The sequence below is a fragment of the Lonsdalea britannica genome (assembly GCF_002111595.1).
Classification (GTDB): Bacteria; Pseudomonadota; Gammaproteobacteria; order Enterobacterales; family Enterobacteriaceae; genus Lonsdalea; species Lonsdalea britannica.
The window spans coordinates 205909-224349 of sequence record NZ_LUTN01000003.1 but is presented as its reverse complement, the minus strand read 5'-3'; the positions used below and the strand labels follow the sequence as shown (position 1 = coordinate 224349).

At 52.6% G+C, this 18441-nt stretch carries 12 protein-coding genes and 2 pseudogenes; all 14 read right to left on the bottom strand.

Annotation, left to right across the window (positions count from 1 at the left end; genetic code table 11):
• Positions 1-7: 7 nt before the first annotated feature.
• The gene (locus AU509_RS03975; protein WP_322788420.1) at positions 8-583 is read right to left on the bottom strand and encodes a YjbF family lipoprotein; all 576 of its coding nucleotides are present in this window, start codon (positions 581-583) and stop codon (positions 8-10) included.
• Between the two features lie 798 nt (positions 584-1381).
• Positions 1382-2788 (bottom strand): NADP-dependent phosphogluconate dehydrogenase, encoded by a 1407-nt coding sequence (gene gndA, locus AU509_RS03965; protein ID WP_085652658.1) that lies wholly within the window; start codon positions 2786-2788, stop codon positions 1382-1384.
• A 169-nt stretch (positions 2789-2957) separates the two neighbouring features.
• Positions 2958-3862: pseudogene (locus tag AU509_RS03960) on the bottom strand (sugar phosphate nucleotidyltransferase).
• Positions 3863-3937: 75 nt separating this feature from the next.
• Positions 3938-5104, bottom strand: coding sequence for a nucleotide sugar dehydrogenase (locus tag AU509_RS03955; RefSeq protein WP_085652659.1), 1167 nt, complete (start codon positions 5102-5104; stop codon positions 3938-3940).
• A gap of 98 nt (positions 5105-5202) precedes the next feature.
• Positions 5203-6210: an NAD-dependent epimerase gene (locus AU509_RS03950; RefSeq protein WP_085652660.1), complete on the bottom strand. Its 1008-nt coding sequence runs from the start codon at positions 6208-6210 to the stop codon at positions 5203-5205.
• A 218-nt stretch (positions 6211-6428) separates the two neighbouring features.
• Positions 6429-7961, bottom strand: a complete 1533-nt coding sequence (locus tag AU509_RS03945; RefSeq protein WP_162896348.1) for a GH39 family glycosyl hydrolase — start codon at positions 7959-7961, stop codon at positions 6429-6431.
• 302 nt (positions 7962-8263) lie between these two features.
• Positions 8264-9631, bottom strand: a complete 1368-nt coding sequence (gene cpsG, locus AU509_RS03940) for a phosphomannomutase CpsG (RefSeq protein WP_094117696.1) — start codon at positions 9629-9631, stop codon at positions 8264-8266.
• 15 nt (positions 9632-9646) lie between these two features.
• Positions 9647-11070: pseudogene (locus tag AU509_RS03935) on the bottom strand (mannose-1-phosphate guanylyltransferase/mannose-6-phosphate isomerase).
• Between the two features lie 36 nt (positions 11071-11106).
• Positions 11107-11961: a glycosyltransferase family 2 protein gene (locus tag AU509_RS03930; RefSeq protein WP_085652664.1), complete on the bottom strand. Its 855-nt coding sequence runs from the start codon at positions 11959-11961 to the stop codon at positions 11107-11109.
• A 14-nt stretch (positions 11962-11975) separates the two neighbouring features.
• Entirely contained in the window at positions 11976-13115 is a 1140-nt protein-coding gene (locus AU509_RS03925; RefSeq protein WP_162896347.1) for a glycosyltransferase, read from the bottom strand.
• Between the two features lie 76 nt (positions 13116-13191).
• Positions 13192-14025, bottom strand: coding sequence for a glycosyltransferase (locus AU509_RS03920; protein WP_094117694.1), 834 nt, complete (start codon positions 14023-14025; stop codon positions 13192-13194).
• Between the two features lie 94 nt (positions 14026-14119).
• Complete coding sequence (locus tag AU509_RS03915; protein WP_094117738.1) at positions 14120-15565, bottom strand: MOP flippase family protein; 1446 nt, start codon at positions 15563-15565, stop codon at positions 14120-14122.
• 274 nt (positions 15566-15839) lie between these two features.
• On the bottom strand, positions 15840-17249 hold the full coding sequence (gene wcaJ, locus AU509_RS03910; RefSeq protein WP_099045399.1) for an undecaprenyl-phosphate glucose phosphotransferase: 1410 nt from the start codon (positions 17247-17249) through the stop codon (positions 15840-15842).
• A 37-nt stretch (positions 17250-17286) separates the two neighbouring features.
• A complete protein-coding gene (locus AU509_RS03905) occupies positions 17287-18441 on the bottom strand; it encodes a glycosyltransferase family 4 protein (protein ID WP_085652668.1) in 1155 nt (384 codons plus the stop codon).

Sequence of the window (18441 nt, the reverse complement as noted above, 5' to 3'; positions counted from 1 at the left end):
AGCGTCCTTACAGTGACTGAGCGTAGGATTTCAAAGCGGTAAACTGAACCAGCGCCATATCCGGCCCCATGTATTGACGGCTCTGCATCACCTGACCGGTGCTCGCATTCACCCAATACTGGTTGGTATAACGTTTGTTCAACGCGGGAACGGTCACGAGCTCATCAAAGCGCACGGTTTGATAGGTTCTGCCGAGGATAACCAGCGGCTCGCGGCCGCGGTTTTCGAACGAGGACTGCAGTTCATAGCTGCCGCGCATGACCTGCGACCAACTGACCTCAGTCTGCCAGCGCATGGGCGTCCCGGCTTTCAGCAGCCCCAGATGCAATGGATCGTGCTCCTGATTGGCGACATGCTGGATGTCTTCGCCAAACCCTTGCGTTTTCACCACGCGCCCGTCATGGGTGGCGACCATGTTTTTGTCCGCGGCCACCCACTTCAGTAGTCCATTTTCCGCGAACGCCAACACCATGAAGGCGCGCGGCGCCTCGCCGACCTTGATATAGGCCGAGGCATACGGCACCTTCGCCACCTGCTGCGGCGTAAGGTTGGTATCGTCCTGCCCCCAGATAGCCAGCTTCATTGTTTGACTCAATAAAGCGAATTGTTGCGAACACCCCATCAACATTAACGAAAAAAGTGGAATAGCAATCAGCGCACGGGTTCTGCCACCTGATAGAATTTTTATCATCGCTCTGGTTCTCGCCTGAATCCCCTGAAGCAAAAGAAAGGCCACCTAAGTGGCCTTATTATTATCTCAATCCCATTAACCCTGGTTGATGTGACTGTAGAGGTACTCGTACCCGTGCTATTAGACGTGCTGCTATCATTCGCAGTCGCCACGGTAGCAGCAGCAACGGCAGCCGCCGCTACGCCGACACCGGCCGCCGTAGACGAACCGACGGCAGCGGAAGCGGCGCCAGCGCCACCCGCATCCCCCAGCAATTCGCCCACAGCAGCATATACACTGGAGGACATGGCCAAGGCCAGTACCGCAGTCATTAACGTTTTTTTCATCACAATTTCCTTCTTTCCTAGGAAGTACTTCAGGACAGGAGAAGACCACACTCATGGCTTTTCCTGCCCTACTTTTCAGCTGATTTCTCAGCCAAATCGGGCATTCACTGTCCTTAAACTCGGGGGTATCACCATAATGAAAACGACGTTACATCATGATGCATGTAACAACTGCGTAGCCTTGAATTAAATAAGTACAAAAATAGAGATGTGTGTTAACAACATACAGGAAGGGAATGACGTTTCTCTTAAAAGTTTTACTGCATATTATTTTTTCGGAGCTGTCCGATAAGAAACGAAGGGTACGACAAAAAGTGAAACAACCGGGCGGTAGACGCCCGGTTGGAGAGTATCAACGCGGCGTTTAGTCCAACCATTCGGTGTGGAATACGCCTTCTTTATCCGTACGTTTGTAGGTGTGAGCGCCGAAATAGTCTCGCTGAGCCTGAATCAGGTTCGCCGGCAGCACTTCAGAGCGGTAGCTGTCGTAGTACGCGATCGCCGCCGAGAAGGTCGGAACCGGGATACCGTGCTGTACCGCGTACGCGACCACATCACGCAGCGCCTGCTGGTATTCGTCCGCGATCTGCTTGAAGTACGGCGCCAGCAGCAGGTTGGCGATAGCCGCATTCTGCGCGTAAGCGTCTGTAATTTTTTGCAGGAACTGGGCGCGAATAATGCAGCCCGCGCGGAAGATCTTGGCGATTTCGCCGTAGTTCAGATCCCAGCTGTTCTCTTCTGATGCCGCTTTGAGCTGAGAGAAGCCCTGCGCGTAAGAGACAATTTTGCCCAGATACAATGCGCGGCGCACTTTCTCAACGAACTCCGCCTTGTCGCCAGCAAATGCCTGAGCGGCAGGGCCGGACAGCACTTTAGACGCAGCAACGCGCTGAGATTTCAGCGAAGACAGGTAGCGAGCGAATACGGATTCGGTGATCAGCGACAGGGGTTCGCCCAGATCCAGCGAACTCTGGCTCGTCCATTTACCGGTGCCTTTATTCGCGGCTTCATCCAGAATGACGTCGACCAGATATTTTCCGTCTTCATCCTTTTTGGTGAAGATGTCGGCGGTGATCTCGATCAGGTAGCTGCTCAGCTCGCCTTTGTTCCATTCAGAGAAGGTGGTGGCCAGCTCTTCGTTGCTCAGGTTCAGCGCCTGCTTCAACAAAGAATAGGCTTCCGCGATCAGCTGCATGTCGCCGTATTCGATGCCGTTGTGCACCATTTTCACGTAGTGACCCGCGCCGTCAGCGCCGATATAGGTCACACAGGCTTCGCCTTCCGCGCGTGCGGCGATTTTTTCCAGAATAGGCGCAACCAGCTCGTAAGCTTCTTTCTGACCACCAGGCATGATGGACGGGCCTTTCAGCGCCCCTTCCTCGCCGCCGGACACGCCGGTGCCGATGAAGTTAAAGCCTTCGGCAGACAGTTCACGGTTGCGACGGATGGTGTCTTTGTAGAAGGTGTTGCCACCGTCTATCAGGATGTCGCCTTTTTCCAGATAGGGTTTGAGAGAAGCGATGGTTTTATCCGTGGCTTCACCCGCTTTGACCATTAACAGGATACGACGCGGCTTCTCCAGGGATTCCACGAATTCCTGAACGGTGTAGCAAGGCACCAGCTTTTTACCGGGATTTTCTGCAATCACCTCATCGGTTTTATCAGCAGAACGGTTAAAGACAGAGACGGTATAGCCACGGCTTTCAATGTTCAGCGCCAGATTGCGCCCCATTACCGCCATACCGACAACGCCTATTTGCTGTTTGGACATTAAAGCAACTCCTGTTTGAAGGGTAACCTACCCGGGTCGCGGCTGGCGCGCCACAGGCAATCAAAAGCAGGCTGCCATGGTAACTCAGCTCTTATCGAGTGGGTAGTAATTGGTTCGATAGGATAGGGTCCCGCCCGGCATAAATACAGGCCTGGGCGGGAAGCTGTCGTCAGGCTGAGTGTTTAGCCAGCAGCTTTTCGATATTTTTCTTGAACGCCTTGCCCAACCCCGGATTACGCAACCCGTAAGAGACGAAGGCCTGAGCATAGCCCAGCTTACGACCGCAGTTGAAGCTACGACCCGCCATTTCCACCGCGTCCACCTGCTGAGTTTTGATCAGCTCGGCAATCGCGTCCGTCAGCTGAATACGGCCCCACGCGCCCGGCAGGATGTTGTTAATGATGGGCCAGGCGTCCGCCGTCAGCACGTAACGGCCAACCGCAGACAGGTCGGACCCTTCCACACGCGCCAGCTTGGGTTTTTCAATCATCGACGTGATAGCCGACGTCGCGCCCGGCTGGGTCAGCGGCTGCTCGCATTCGACCACCGAGTATTCCGGCAGCGCTTCATACGGGCGATGCTTCACCAGCACCTGGCTATGGCCGGTCTCTTCGAAGCGCGCCACCAGACGAGCCAGGTTTTCCGCGGACTGATCCGCGGAGCTCTCATCCAGCACGACGTCCGGCAGAACGACCACAAACGGCGCATTGCCGACAATCGGATAGGCGCAGGAAACCGCATGCCCTAACCCCAGCGTCTGCCCCTGACGCACGTTCATGATGGTCACGCCCGGCGGCAGATGGCCTGCACTTCTTCCAGCAGCTGACGCTTGGCGCGTTCTTCCAGCAAGGATTCCAGCTCGAACGACGTATCGAAATGGTTTTCGATGGCATTTTTCGACGCGTGCGTCACCAGCACAATCTCTTTGATGCCCGCGTTGGCGCACTCTTTTACGATTTTTTCGATTACCGGGCGATCCACCAGCGGCAGCATCTCTTTAGGAATCGCTTTGGTTACCGGCAACAGGTTCATACCCAGCCCGGCAACGGGAATCACTGCTTTTAATGTCGTCATCTATCGCTCTCTTAAACAGTCAGCCATTTCCGTGGCACTTCCCTAGCCGTGCCACACACTCTCTTAACCTTATACCTAATCTGAGCCAAAGAGATCGCGGGTAAAGACTTTTTCCACAACATCAGACAATTCCGGTGCCATGCGGTTGGAAAGAATCACGTCGGAAATCTGCTTGAACTCCTCCAGATCCTTAATGACCTGGGAGTGGAAGAAGTTGTCTTCTTTCAGCGCCGGTTCGAAAACCACGACCTCGATCCCTTTCGCCTTAATACGTTTCATCACGCCCTGAATGGCCGAGGCGCGGAAGTTATCCGATCCACTTTTCATCACCAGACGGTAGACGCCCACGACGGTAGGATTGCGCTTAATCACCGCATCGGCGATGAAGTCTTTACGCGTAGTATTGGCGTCCACAATCGCGCGGATCAGATTGTTGGGCACCGCTTCGTAGTTAGCCAACAGCTGCTTGGTATCCTTCGGCAGGCAGTAGCCGCCATAGCCGAACGAAGGGTTGTTGTAGTGCTGTCCGATACGTGGATCCAGCCCAACGCCTTCAATGATCTGCTTGCTGTCCAACCCCAGCGTCTGGGCATAGGTATCCAGCTCGTTGAAGTACGCGACGCGCATCGCCAGATAAGTATTGGCGAACAGCTTGATGGCCTCGGCTTCGGTGGAGTCGGTAAACAGCACCTGAATGTCGGTTTTGATCGCGCCTTCCACCAACAGATGGGCAAAAGTTTCCGCGCGCTCCGAACGTTCGCCGATGACAATGCGCGAAGGGTACAGGTTATCGTACAGCGCCTTGCCTTCTCGCAGGAATTCCGGCGAGAAGATGATGTTATCGGTCTCGAACTCTTCCCTCAGCTGACGGGTGTAGCCGACGGGAACGGTCGATTTGATGATCATCACCGTATCCGGATTGTGCGCCAGCACATCACGAATGACCGCTTCGACCGAACTGGTGTTGAAGTAGTTGGTCTTCGGGTCATAGTCCGTCGGGGTGGCGATGATGACGAAATCGGCGTCTTGATAAGCCGCAGCAGGATCCTGCGTGGCCCGGAAATTGAGCGCCGGATTACGCAGGAAATCTTCGATTTCCTTGTCGACGATAGGTGAAACACCTTTGTTAAGCATGTCGACCTTCTCGGCAACGATATCCAGCGCAATCACTTCATTGTGCTGCGCCAGCAGCATCGCATTCGACAAGCCGACGTAGCCGGTACCTGCAATCGCAATTTTCATTTTCAAATCACACTAATCCAACGTGGCATAGAACTAAAATCACAGAAGAAATGGCCGTGCGGCAGCGAAAACCGGCCGCTCGCGCTTCATCGACTCGCTCAGAGACGGTAGAAGTCGCGATACCAGTCAACAAACGCCTGCACGCCTTCGGCGACTTCCACCTGTGGGCGATAACCTGTCGTCGCAAAGAGGTCGTCGGTATCGGCATAGGTCTGATACACGTCGCCTGCTTGCATCGGCATGAAGTTTTTCTTCGCTTCAATTCCCAGCGCATTTTCTAGCGCCGTCACAAAATCCATCAGCTTGACCGGGCTGCCGTGGCCGATGTTGTACACGCGATAAGGCGCCGAGCTATTTGCCGGCGAACCGCTTTCCACCCGCCACGACGGGTCGGGCTGTGGAATCACATCCGCGACACGCAGTACGCCTTCCACGATATCGGTGACGTAGGTGAAATCGCGGCGCATGTCGCCGTGATTGTAAATATCGATCGGCTCGCCGTTCAGGATGTTCTTGGTGAACTTGAACAGGGCCATATCCGGTCGACCCCACGGGCCGTAGACGGTAAAAAAGCGCAGACCGGTGGTCGGCAGGCCGTACAGATGCGAATAGGCATGCGACATCAGCTCATTGGATTTTTTGGTGGCCGCATACAGCGACACCGGGTGATCCACGCTGTCCGCCGTTGAGAACGGCGTTTTATTATTCAGTCCGTAGACGGAGCTGGATGACGCATAAACCAGATGACCAACGCCATGATGGCGGCACCCTTCCAGCACATTGACGTGACCGGTCAGATTGCTCTGCGCATACGCCAGCGGATTTTCCAACGAGTAACGTACGCCCGCCTGGGCCGCCAGATGGATCACACGATCAAATTTCTCCGCCGCAAACAACGCATGTACTGCCTTATCATCCGCGATATCCAGCTTCTCAAAACGGAAGTTGTCCAGCGGCAGCAGTTCGGCCAGGCGCGCCTCTTTGAGAGAGACAGCATAGTAGTCGTTGAGATTATCTATTCCGACAACCTCGTGCCCGGCGGCACACAGCGACTGGCAAACATAAAAACCGATAAAACCGGCGGCTCCGGTGACAAGGAATTTCATCAGATGACTCATTGTTGTGGGTGAGATGAATCTGCGAATGATACCACCGAACGGTTTGATGCCGAATCGGAACATTGGAAGGTCTTGCGCCGATAACCCCTTCACCCGGTTAATAAAAATGCAGTCTGCCGCGACGCCTCCGTGAAGACGTCTTTCACGTCCGGCGCGGAGACGGCCCTGCCGCCATCATTCATCCGGCGTCGTTGATACCCGACGCATTATTCACTCAGATAACGCGGGATCGGCCCCAGCGTCCAGGTCTTGCCGTCGATATCCGTCTGATTACCCTGCCAGTCCGTCTGCACTTTTTTGCCACCGTTCAGCGGCACTACTTTTTTCTCTAGCCCCACCGTCCACCCCACCAGCAGATCTTTGCTGCCGTTGGAGAAGCGGTAGACCTTGACGTCCGGGGCATCCACTACGACCTTTTTGAAATCCATGCCGGTCAGCATGTGATTCATCACCGCCATCGCGCTATAGGCGGGTTTCGGCGTGTAGTCCTGATAGAGCAAACCAAAATTGTGCTCTTTGTTGGTGCCGTTCGCGCCATCGTTCACGAAGTCATACCAAAACGTGCTTTGAATGATGTTATGGCGCTGGGACTCGATCAACGTACGCAGCAGGAAAGCGGCCTGAGCGGCTTCGCCGTTGGCATACGGAATGGTCGTCGACGGCCAGCCGATCTCGGTGACATACACCGGCGGGAACTGGCTGGCCGGGCGTTTTTCCTGCTTGATGTGGCTTTCCATCAGCCGGGAAACGCTGCCGACGTTGACGCGTCCCCCCATCGGGGTAAACGGCGAATTTTTGGCGGGGTAGCCTTTGTCCGGGTCGAACGGCGACATATAAGGGTGGATGCTGAAGGCATCCATATACGCCTTACCGCCATATTTAAAAATCCCGCCCGCACAGTCGCCGCCCGCCCCGCCGCCGGATCCGCCGCCGCCGCAGGCAATCACCGTCGCGTCTTTATCCACGCCTTTCACGGCGGTATACACCTGCTTCAAAAACGCCGTATAGCCTTCCCAATCCTTGGTGCCGAAGGTTTGGGGACGCGGCTCATTCCACACTTCCCAGTGTTTCACCGTCTCGCGATAGCGGGATACCGTATTTTTGGCATAGTTGGCGAAGTGCTCGGCGTTGCCGGCGATAGGACCGGAATAGACGCGTTCATTGGCGTAATCCAGCACTACCAGCGGTTTGACCTGTAGCTGACTCGCCAGTCGAAGATAGTTGTCTACGTAGTTGGGATAGGCGAAACGCGCTTTGCTTTTTTCCACCGTGCTCCACGGAATTTCATCGCGGATCCAGCCGATACCCGCTGCCTGCACCAGCGGCATCGCCTTATTCGCGTCCCAACGCCCCTGGCCGAAATGGGTGTTTACGCCCACCGCATCGTTGAGCGGGCCGACGGGCGGAATGAGCGCAACGTTACGTTCATCGAGCTTTTTGTCATTGCCGTCGATAATGTTGATTTTATACAGGCCCAGCGCCGGAAACGTGATATCGACGTTAGGCGAAATTTCGCCGCCATTGTCACTACTCCGAAGGACTTTTTTGAAGAACGGGATCGCCAGAAGGTTACCGAGATCGTCATATTGATAAGCCTCGACGACCGCCCCGTCATCAGGCAGCCTCTGCAACGCGAAATGCTTGGTCGTGAGATCGCTGTATATATATTTATTGTTATCGCTGAAGTAATCCGGTTCGCTTTTCTCTGCCGCCTGCGCGGCAAAAGATGTGAAAGCCAAAGATGACAATAAATATAAACACACGGACGTTTGCTTGAAGTTCTGCATACTGGCCTCTCACCTACCCATTAGTGGTCCGCGTACGGCAAATGCGGCTCAATGACACGACATCGATACTGACGCGCGACAACCGCGCGATACCCCATGTCTACTCGTTCAGTCTTTGATCCTCAGGCTGGCGCATCCACACCCGCCAGCCTGTGGTTTCAGTCCACGTCTTGCCGTGAGGCCCAGCAATCCGCCCGCGTCGCGTCCCTTCGACATGAGGGCGGAAAAAGAGACCGAGGCCTCGCGTGATAAGGCTATTCGGCAAGCATCGCCAGAATTTCATCCGTTTTCTGTTTCATCAGCGGGATGTCATTCTTCGACTCGACGTTGAGGCGTACCACCGGCTCCGTATTGGAAGAGCGCAGATTGAAGCGCCAGGCGCCGAAAGACATGCTGATGCCATCCGTCTCGTCAATAGCCTCTGCCGTCGCGGCATAGTGCGCTTTAACTTTGTTGATCGAGATGGCCGGCTGTTTCAGGGTCACGTTGATTTCACCGGACGAGGGATAGGCCTCGATGCGGGACTTCACCATCTCCGCCAGCGGCTGCTGCTTCACGCTTAACAATTCCGCCACCAGCAGCCACGGGATCATCCCGCTGTCGCAGTAGAAGAAATCGCGGAAGTAATGGTGCGCGCTCATTTCGCCGCCGTAGATGGCATCTTCAGACCGCATACGCTCTTTAATAAAGGCATGACCGGTTTTCGACATCACCGGATAACCGCCGGAGGTGGTGACGATATCCTCGGTATTCCAACTGAGGCGAGGATCGTGAATGATTTTACTGCCGGGATTTTTCTGCAGGAACGCTTCGGCCAACAGCCCGACGATGTAATAGCCCTCGATGAAGTTGCCCTGATTATCGAACAGGAAGCAACGGTCGAAGTCGCCGTCGAACGCGATCCCCATGTCGGCGCCCGTTTCACGCACGGCGTTCGCGGTATCGGCGCGGCACTCAGGAAGCAACGGGTTGGGAATGCCGTTCGGGAAGTGGCCGTCAGGCTGATGATGCACCTTGATGAATTCCACCGGCACGTTCTTCTGTTTGAATATCGCCTCGATCGCATCAATAACGTGCCCTGCCGCCCCGTTCCCGGAGTTCACGACCAGTTTCAGCGGCGTCAGGTTATCCAGGTTGATGTAGGAAAGAATATGCTCGACGTAAGCCGGAAGCGTATTCTCTTTGCGGTAGCTACCGCGGGGACGTCCATCGTTGGAAAATGCGTTGCTTTCCGCCATGCGCTGCACTTCGCGCAGTCCGGTATCGCCGCTGATCGGCCGCGAGTTTTCACGCACCAGTTTCATCCCGTTGTAGTTGATCGGGTTATGGCTGGCGGTCACTTCAATACCGCCGTCCATTTTCAGATGCGAGGTGGCGAAATAAATCTCTTCCGTGCCCGACAGGCCGATATCGATCACATCGGTGCCCGCATCCTGTAGCCCTTTGGCCAGCGCCAACTTCAGGCTTTCGCTGGTCAGGCGGACATCGCTGCCAAGCACAACCGCTTTAGGCTTCAGATAGTCACCGTAAGCGCGGCCAATCCGGTAAGCGATATCCTCATTGAGTTCTTCGCCCAACTTCCCGCGGATGTCATATGCTTTGAAGCAGGTCAACTGATCCATTACCGATACCCTCTCTTAAACGCGACCGTAGCGATCTTTCAATCTGACGATGTCGTCTTCCGTTATGTGATGCCCCGAACGTACCTCGATCATGATCAGGTCGATCTGCCCGGGATTTTCCAGCGTATGTACGCTATTCGTCGGGATCACCGTGGACTGGTTCTCCGACAGATAAAATTCTTTGTTATCCACGACCACTTTCGCCGTGCCGCTGACCACCACCCAGTGCTCTGCACGGTGGTAGTGTCGCTGTAGCGACAGCCCCTGACCCGGATGCACCACGATGCGCTTCACCTGATAACGGTCGCCCGCATCGATATTGGAAATATTGCCCCACGGGCGGAAGGAGTACTGGTGTTCGCGGAAATGGTGGCAGCTCGATGTTTCAGCTCTTCGACCACTTTTTTGACGTCCTGAACGCGATCTTTACGAGAGATCAACAGCGCGTCGTTGGTGTTGATCACCACGATGTCATCCAGTCCGATGGTGGCGACGAGCGCCGATTCGGAAGAGATGTAGTTGTTGCGGGAGTCAAAGGAGATCACTTCCCCTACATTGACGTTGCCGTTTTCATCTTTGGCGGAGACATCCCAAAGCGAGGACCACGAACCGACGTCGCTCCAGCCGGCATCGATGGGGATCACCACCGCGTCGCTGGTCTTTTCCATCACGGCGTAGTCGATGGAGTCACTCGGGCACTGCGCGAAGCTCTCCGCATCGACCCGGATGAAGTCCAGATCTTTCTGGCTACGTTCGATGCTTTCACGGGTGATCCGATAGATATCCGGGCTATGCTTTTCCAACTCTTCCAGATATTTTCCCGCCTTGAACAGAAACATCCCGCTGTTCCAGCTGTAACCGCCGTTGGCGACATACGCTTCGGCTGTCGCCAAATCGGGTTTCTCGACAAAGGCATCCACGCGGAAGCAGGAGTCCGACAGTCCTTCGCCCTTTTTGATATAGCCATAACCGGTTTCTGGATATTCCGGAATAATGCCAAACGTCACCAGCTGATTATTTGCCGCGTAGTGCATCGCGTCGATAATAGCGGCGTGGAAATGATCTTCTTTCTTAATCAGGTGGTCCGCAGCCAATACCAGCAGCAAACTGTCCGGATCGCTTTGATTCGCCAGATGTGCGGCTAAGGCAACGGCCGGCGCGGTATTTTTTCCCACCGGTTCAAGAATAATATTGTTGTCAATCTTGTCGATTTCTCTTAATTGCTCGGCGACCAGAAAGCGATGGTTTTCATTACAGATAACCAGAGGGGGCTTTATCGATATATTTTCGATCCCTTCAATTCTTGTCACCGTATTTTGCAGCAGACTTCCTACAGATTCGCCAATCGTTAAAAACTGTTTGGGAAATAATTCGCGGGATAAAGGCCATAGACGACTGCCTGTTCCGCCTGCCATTACGACGGGAATAATAGTTAACATAGCGTATCCTGGAAAATATCTGAGTGGAAAAGAAGGCTACTGATTTTTCAGCGTCCGACATTTGGGGTGTCTACCCGCAATAAAAGCCGAGATCAGCAGAAAAGTATCTCTGAATTTGAATGCGCACAGATCGGATAACAGTCTTTTCAAAAAGACGTAATACCCTCTGACACTGGGATATTGCCGCGTCGAAATAGCCAAATCCCATATTCTTTCTTTTCTTCTGAAGTCATTCATTGCCCCTTCCGTTCTGGACAAAGAGTGCATCAAATGGCAAGTGGTGCTCAGCGTTATCGTCACGCCTTTATGAGCCAGCAGATGGATGCGGCGGAAGAAGCTGGTGTCAACGCCATAGAGCGCGTAGTGCTCGTCGAACAACGACAGGCCGTGTTGGCGAAACTTGTCGACCAGCGAACGATGAATGATCAGTCCCGAACCAATGGATACCGCAGAAAACGGATCCAGCACTTCGGCATCAGCCACCACGGCATTGTGCGACATGGGGTAATAAGTTTCTTTATCGAAGACCGAAATAATTTTCGGGCATTCCACGTCCGCGGTCCCTTTCAATAAAGCCTTCTGAAATGTTTCGTTAATCGTGGTGTCGTCATCCAGCAAAACAAATTTTTCCGCTTCCGGATGGGATTGAATATAACGATTATAAATTACACTCAGCGAAGGATTATCCAGACAGTTAATCAATTCGACTTGTCCGAAACTTTTTTGAAAAGCATTAACAGAAGCCGTATCCAGTTCAAGCGCCTGCGGGCCATTATTGTGAATGATCAGCTTCGCCGTTTTAAAGTCATAATCCGCCAACGTAGATAATGTCGTGGAGGCGGCGACCTGTTTATTATAAAGCACTACGACAACGACATAATGGCAATGCATTATAGGTTCCTTTATTACGATGCGCTTTCAACCGACGGCTGAATCAGGGCCGCATAAAAATCATTAACGAAGTCACTTTGATGACGCTGGATTAATGCCTTCAGCGACGCCCGGTAATTCTCTTCCCCGCTCGACGTCATGTGCTGTAAGGTCACCCGGCTCATTTCGTCGATATTATGACTCTCGAAGAGGAAGGTGGCGTTGAGATAATCCTTAATTCCATCAATCCGGGAAGCAATTATTTTTTTATTCAGTAATGCGGCCTCGATCAGCACCAGCGGTACGCCTTCAAACTTGGAGGGGATTACAATCAAATCCGCCTGCGACATAATCGCCAGCATATCGTCACGATTTCCCAGCAGCGCCACATGACTATTCAGCTGGTTCGCCGTAATAAAGTCGCGAATACGCGCTTTATCTTCCCCATCGCCGACCAAAAAGCACTTCACGTTAGGTTGCCGGGCAATCACCGTCTTCAACGCGGTGAGATAGTCGATTTGCCCTTTCTGCTTGTCCAGCAGTCGGCCCGGGATCACCAGCGTAAACGTGCCCGCCGGGACATCGGTCAGCGGCGTAACCGCACGGGCGACGTCGGCCTGCGGCTTGCGGTCGATGTAATTCGCCACCACCTCGACAGGCGTGTCGCGGCCGCTTTTTTGTTGCAGCGACGCTTTGACGGAGTCGCTGATGGTGATGTAGCGCGCAGGCAGCCGATAGAGAATGGCGCAGAGCGCGTCTTTGAAGACGTTGGTCGCGCTCTTGCCGTACAGCTCGACGTAGCCGTGCGCCATCGGGATATAGGAGGTGACAGGAACCGAGATCAGGCGGGCCGCCATGCTGCCCAAATTGCCGATTTCAATACGCCCCTGAGAAACAATGACGGAGGTAGCGTGACATTTTTGCAAAATTTTCTTTATTTTCAGTATGTCACCCCACATGAACCAGGTCACCAGCGAGGCAAACTTCGCCGTTTTGATCGGCAAAGTGATGATCTGATCGAAATGTCCGTGCTCTCGGCAGTACGCCAGGGCCTTGGGGTTGTGCTCATTCAGAATAAGCACACAGGGAAATTTGTCCGACACGCCGCAGGCGGCGGCCAGGAACATTTTCTCGTGCCCGCTGAAGATGTCAGTATCGCAATAAAAAACTTTCATGATATTCACCGTAAAATAACCTGCCCGAAGAGCCTGAAATGCGGTCATTCCAGGCTTGTCTACTCACCGTGACCGGTTATTTTTTCAGCATGCCTTTCAGGTAGTATTTGGTGGCGCCTAAAAAGACGCGCGTATCTGTCAGCGTCAGCAGTTCGGAGAAGCTCAGCTTCTCTTCCGCCGCCAGTTTGTATTGGAAGTACAGCGTCTTGATCGCCTTCTCATTCAACAGCGCCGCATGCTTGTTGATGAAAAATTCATAGCCATTCTTGAGCTTTTTCGATTTGGTGATGCGGTTGAAGCCGTGGTCAAGATATTGAATATAGGTGGCCCCGCCGATGCGATAGCCGTTGCCGAACTTCGCCGCCAGACGCAGCCAGGTGTCATAGTCCTGCCACGCGGGCGACGCGTTGTCGAACCCGCCAATCCCGCGCATGTTCTCGGTGGTGGTGAACACCTGATTGCCGATCACATTCGACTGGCAGAGGTCATCCAGCGTAATCACACCCGCTTTATCAAACTCGATAAAGTCACCTTTATCCCCCCGGAACACAATGCCGGACGAGATGTAGGGATAGCGGTTTTTTTCAAAAAACGTCACGAAGGTGCCGACTCGGTCCGGCGTAAATTCGTCATCGTCGTCAAGCCCGGTAATGTACTCACCCTGCGCATATTTGATGGCCGTATTCCGGCAGCCGCAGGCGCCTTTGGTATTTTCATTTTTGTAGAATCTGACGACGGTGTTACCGCCAACTAACGATTTGACGACCGCTTCGGTATCATCGGTTGAGCCGTCATCGACGACGATCACTTCAATATTTTTGTAGGTCTGATTTTTCACAGACTCAACCGCGCGCTTGACTAAAGAAGAGCGATTATAGGTTGGTATATAAACAGAAACCAAAGGACTCATATTCGATCCACCTCGATGAATTCATTAAATATAAAGAACCAGATACGTTCTTTATGCCAAGACATCAGCGTAATTATTTCCCTGTAGCGCGGCGTTATATCAGCGCCTTTTTCTTTCTTCGCACGATCCCGGCTATCGTCGTGCGTAATGTTTTATCCACCAGCAACATGGCGATGGTGTAAGTCGCCATCCCGCAGAGAATGGAAATCGCCAGCACCCATTCCGTGCTAAGAGAGTGGCTCAGTCCCGTTTTGATGCCATACACTCCCGCCACCATCAACGTGCCGGAGACCAGAATCGGCAGAATGCGTTTGAAAAAGGCTACGACGGAAAAGCCAATCAGCGATCTCACGCACACGATGACCGGGATGAAGTTGAGAATGTTGGCGATGAAGTAAAACTGGGAGAAGGTGACGATGTCATACCGGGAACCGATCATAAACGCCGAGACCTGCAGAATGGCGCCAAGCAATCCTAATATCATCAGGGTGTCCGTCCGCCCTTTGGACATAAACAGGGTGCCGGACGTGCTGAGAATGGATTGAATAATCGCAGTCGGCGCGAGCCAGACCAGGATCGTGGCGGTCAGCGCCCATTTGTCGCCGAAGACGATGAGCACAAACTCCTTGCTCAATATCGCAATCCCCATCATCAGAGGAACCACAAGCAGCAGGATGTAGTAGAGAACGTTGTAATAGACTTCGCGTATTTTTTCCGGCTCGTCCTGATAACGGCTCAGCACCGGGAACAGCGCGCGGGATGCGACGAACGTCAGGCTTTGCAGCGGAAACAGCATAATGCGATAGGCCAGCGAATAGGCCCCCAGTATCAGCGAGGAGAAGTAATGCCCGATGATCATGCTGTCCGCGTTACGGGAGAAGTAGTTGATGAAGTTGAACGCCGTGAGATTGGCGCTGAAACCAAAGATGCTTTTTAGCTCGGCCTTATCCCAGATCTGCGAGAACGAGGGACGCCAGGCCGACGCCAGCCAAAGCTGAACGGTCGACATCAAATTCAGTACGATAACCTGCGCGACCAGGCTCATGACGCCGTATCCCATCACCGCCAGCGTAACAGCGACGACGAAAGAAAACAGCGACGAGGTAATTTCGATGAAGGCCACCTTCTTGAACTGCGACTGACGCTCCAACAGGGCCAGATGTGCGGCGGAGCTGCTCCCGAGCGGAAAACTGAGCGACAGCAGGCACAGGATGAGCACGAGCTTGTCCTGATTGAAGAAGCTCGACACCACCGGCGAGATCAGCACCACCACCAGGCATACGCCAAGTCCCATGAAGATGTTCAGCCAGAACACCGCATTGATGGTCTTGTCCTGCAGCTCTTTACGTTGAATGATGGCGGCTGACGTTCCTAAATCGCGGACCAACGTCGCCAGATTGACGACGACCAGCGCCATCGCCATCAGACCGTACTCCTGCGGCGGGATCATCCGAGCTAAAACCACGATGTTCATTAGCTGGACGACGATTTTGAACCCTTGCGAAAATCCCACCCACTTGGTGTTAGAAATGAGTCCCATAGCGTTTTTTTCTTTATTAATTATGAATAACAGCACAGAGCCTGATTTCTGACTCTATCTCCCTTCAACCGGACAAGGTTGCGTCATGCTCATGACATCACGTCATGGATGAACGCCAGACGTCTTACCCTCCCCCCACGCTGTGGGACAAAGCGATATGGTCTCCGTCAGGCAGGTAGAGCCAGACGACGAGCAAACTCCGCGGTCCAACGCTGGCTTGATGAGTTACAGAAACAGGTGACCGCGCGATCAATGCCGCATCCGTGCGGTCTGATTAATAAGCTGATTTATTGACGAAGCCTTTAAAGATGGTCAGGAAGATGATTTTGATATCCAGCCACAGCGTCCAGTTCTGGATATAGCTGAGATCGAATTCCACCCGTTTTTCCATCTTGTCGAGAGTTTCTGTTTCTCCACGCCAGCCGTTGATCTGAGCCCAGCCGGTAATGCCGGGTTTCATCTTGTGGCGCAGCATGTAGCCTTTGATCAATTTTCGGTATTGCTCGTTATGCGCAACGGCATGCGGACGAGGGCCGACGATGGACATATCGCCCGAGATAACGTTGAAGAACTGGGGCAGTTCGTCCAGCGAGGTGCGGCGTAAGAAAGCGCCGACCGGCGTAATACGCGCATCCCCTTTCGTGGCCTGGATAACCTTTTCGCCGTTCTCCATGACGCTCATGCTGCGGAATTTCCAGATCTCAATCGGCTTGCCGTCGATGCCGTAGCGTTTCTGGCGGAATATCACCGGTCCGGGCGAGGTTACCTTGACGGTAATGGAAATCAGGAGCATCAGCGGTGAAATCAGCAATAGGATTATCGAGGCGATAATAATGTCTTCGATTCGCTTGATAAGGACGTTAAGACCACTCATCGGCGTATCGTAGAGGGAGATAACGGGTATTCCATTTATCATTTCACTGCGTGACTGCAACATGCTGAACATGAGAATGTCCGGGATCAGCAAGACGGTGCAGGTGGTGTCCGACAGTTCCTGCAAAATGGTGTCGATAAGCTCGGAGTCCTTCATCGGCAAAGCAATATAGACTTTGTCGATCTCGCCCCGCTTGGCGCTCTTGATCAGCGCCTCTACGCCGCCGAGCTTTCTCACGTTGGCGGCTTCATAGGATTCGGCCACCGCGTCTTTTTCCGGCAGATAGTAGCCGATCATGTTCAGTCCTAACCACGGCGCTTTGAGAATGCTTTCGATCATATGCAGGCCCGCCATCGAGTCGCCGATAATCACGACACGGCGCGTGTTATAGCCCAGCTGACGCAGGTATCTGACCGCGACTCGAATTAACAGACGCGACAGAATAAAGGACACCAGCGAAATGCTGAGCCACAGCGCATGGTAGTAAAAACCAATAAATTTAGTGGGGAAAATAGACAGTATCCCGGCGCTGAAAATAACGCTCAGCACCCAGTTGCGCATCAATAGTTTGATTTCGCGTCGGAAACTGACCCCCCGCCATGAACGATAAAAATCAGTAATTCCCCCGAATAATTGAAAAATAGAAAGGCTAATAAAGGCAAGCAACCAATGCTGAAGATCAATCTCACCGTTGACGAAAAAAGAGACAAGAAATGTACTCAGCAATATGGTTACTATATCGGTAAAACGCTGCAACATGGATATCATGGAGGCGTTTGTATAGACGATGTTACCTGGTTCTTTTAACATCATTTTTCTCATATAGATTTAGTTTGATGAGTCAGTCTCAATAAATAATCTTTTTGCTCTCGTCAAAAAGCTCCCATTTATTTTTTACATAATTATCGAATTCAAGCTGAAATCTATTCACGGAAAACCGTAGCGCATTTTCCCGGCAATCCTCTGCACGGATCTTCCCATCCAGTTGTTCAAAATCGCTTACCGCCTGGCACAGCGACTCCGCCGTTTGCTGTTTGAAAAACAGGCCTGTCGGTTTATCCACACCTAACGGACGAACGGTTTCTAATGCACCGCCTTTCCCGAAAGCAATCACCGGTGTACCGCAAGCCTGTGCCTCGACGGGGGAAATACCAAAATCTTCTTCCGCCGCGAAAACGAACGCTTTCGCGCGCTGCATATAGTCAATCAGGGCGGCATCGCTCTGATAACCCAGCAGTTCGATATTCGATTTCGCTAAAGACTTCACTTTGGCCATATCGGGCCCATCACCAATGACCAAGAGCTTTTTATTTGGCATTTTGGAAAATGCATCGACAATCAGGTCAACCTTTTTATAGGGAACCAGACGAGACGCCGTTAAATAGAACTCTTCTTTATTTTCTGAAAACTCAAAGCTTGAAATATCAACCGGCGGATAAATCACATCGGCTTCTCGGCGATAGATTTTATTTATTCTTCTGGCGATAAATTGAGAGTTCGCCACAAAATGATCTACGCCGTTGGCAGTACGGTAATCCCAAAGACGCATCTTGTGCAATAGGACTTTGGCGATAAAACCTTTTAGCCCTTTATTCAGTCCGGACTCTCTTAAATATTGGTGCTGTAAGTCCCAGGCATAACGAATAGGCGAATGCACATAACTGATATGTAATTGATCTGGCCCGGTAAGAATCCCTTTCGCGACCGCATGGCTACTAGATAAAACAACGTCATAGCCTGACATATCTAATTGCTCAATGGCTAATGGCATGAAAGGCAGATATTTCCGATAGTTTTTTTTCGCATTGGGGAATTTTTGAATAAAGGTGGTTGTTGCCTGTTTATTAGCAATTAACTCACGACTTTTTTCATCAAAGAAATCGATGACTGAGTAAAGTTCCGCTTTGGGATAAACTGCCAGCATTTCTTTGAGAACTTTCTCAGCACCTGCATAGGTCACCAGCCAGTCCGTCACGATCCCTACTTTGTAGTTATCTGACAT

Coding starts and splice junctions, on each gene's coding strand:
- AU509_RS03975 (WP_322788420.1), bottom strand. CDS start 583: ATGAAGCTGGCTATCTGGGGGCAGGACGATACCAACCTTACGCCGCAG.
- gndA (WP_085652658.1), bottom strand. CDS start 2,788: ATGTCCAAACAGCAAATAGGCGTTGTCGGTATGGCGGTAATGGGGCGC.
- AU509_RS03955 (WP_085652659.1), bottom strand. CDS start 5,104: ATGAAAATTGCGATTGCAGGTACCGGCTACGTCGGCTTGTCGAATGCG.
- AU509_RS03950 (WP_085652660.1), bottom strand. CDS start 6,210: ATGAAATTCCTTGTCACCGGAGCCGCCGGTTTTATCGGTTTTTATGTT.
- cpsG (WP_094117696.1), bottom strand. CDS start 9,631: ATGGATCAGTTGACCTGCTTCAAAGCATATGACATCCGCGGGAAGTTG.
- AU509_RS03930 (WP_085652664.1), bottom strand. CDS start 11,961: ATGCATTGCCATTATGTCGTTGTCGTAGTGCTTTATAATAAACAGGTC.
- AU509_RS03925 (WP_162896347.1), bottom strand. CDS start 13,115: ATGAAAGTTTTTTATTGCGATACTGACATCTTCAGCGGGCACGAGAAA.
- AU509_RS03920 (WP_094117694.1), bottom strand. CDS start 14,025: ATGAGTCCTTTGGTTTCTGTTTATATACCAACCTATAATCGCTCTTCT.
- AU509_RS03915 (WP_094117738.1), bottom strand. CDS start 15,565: ATGGGACTCATTTCTAACACCAAGTGGGTGGGATTTTCGCAAGGGTTC.
- wcaJ (WP_099045399.1), bottom strand. CDS start 17,249: ATGTTAAAAGAACCAGGTAACATCGTCTATACAAACGCCTCCATGATA.
- AU509_RS03905 (WP_085652668.1), bottom strand. CDS start 18,441: ATGTCAGATAACTACAAAGTAGGGATCGTGACGGACTGGCTGGTGACC.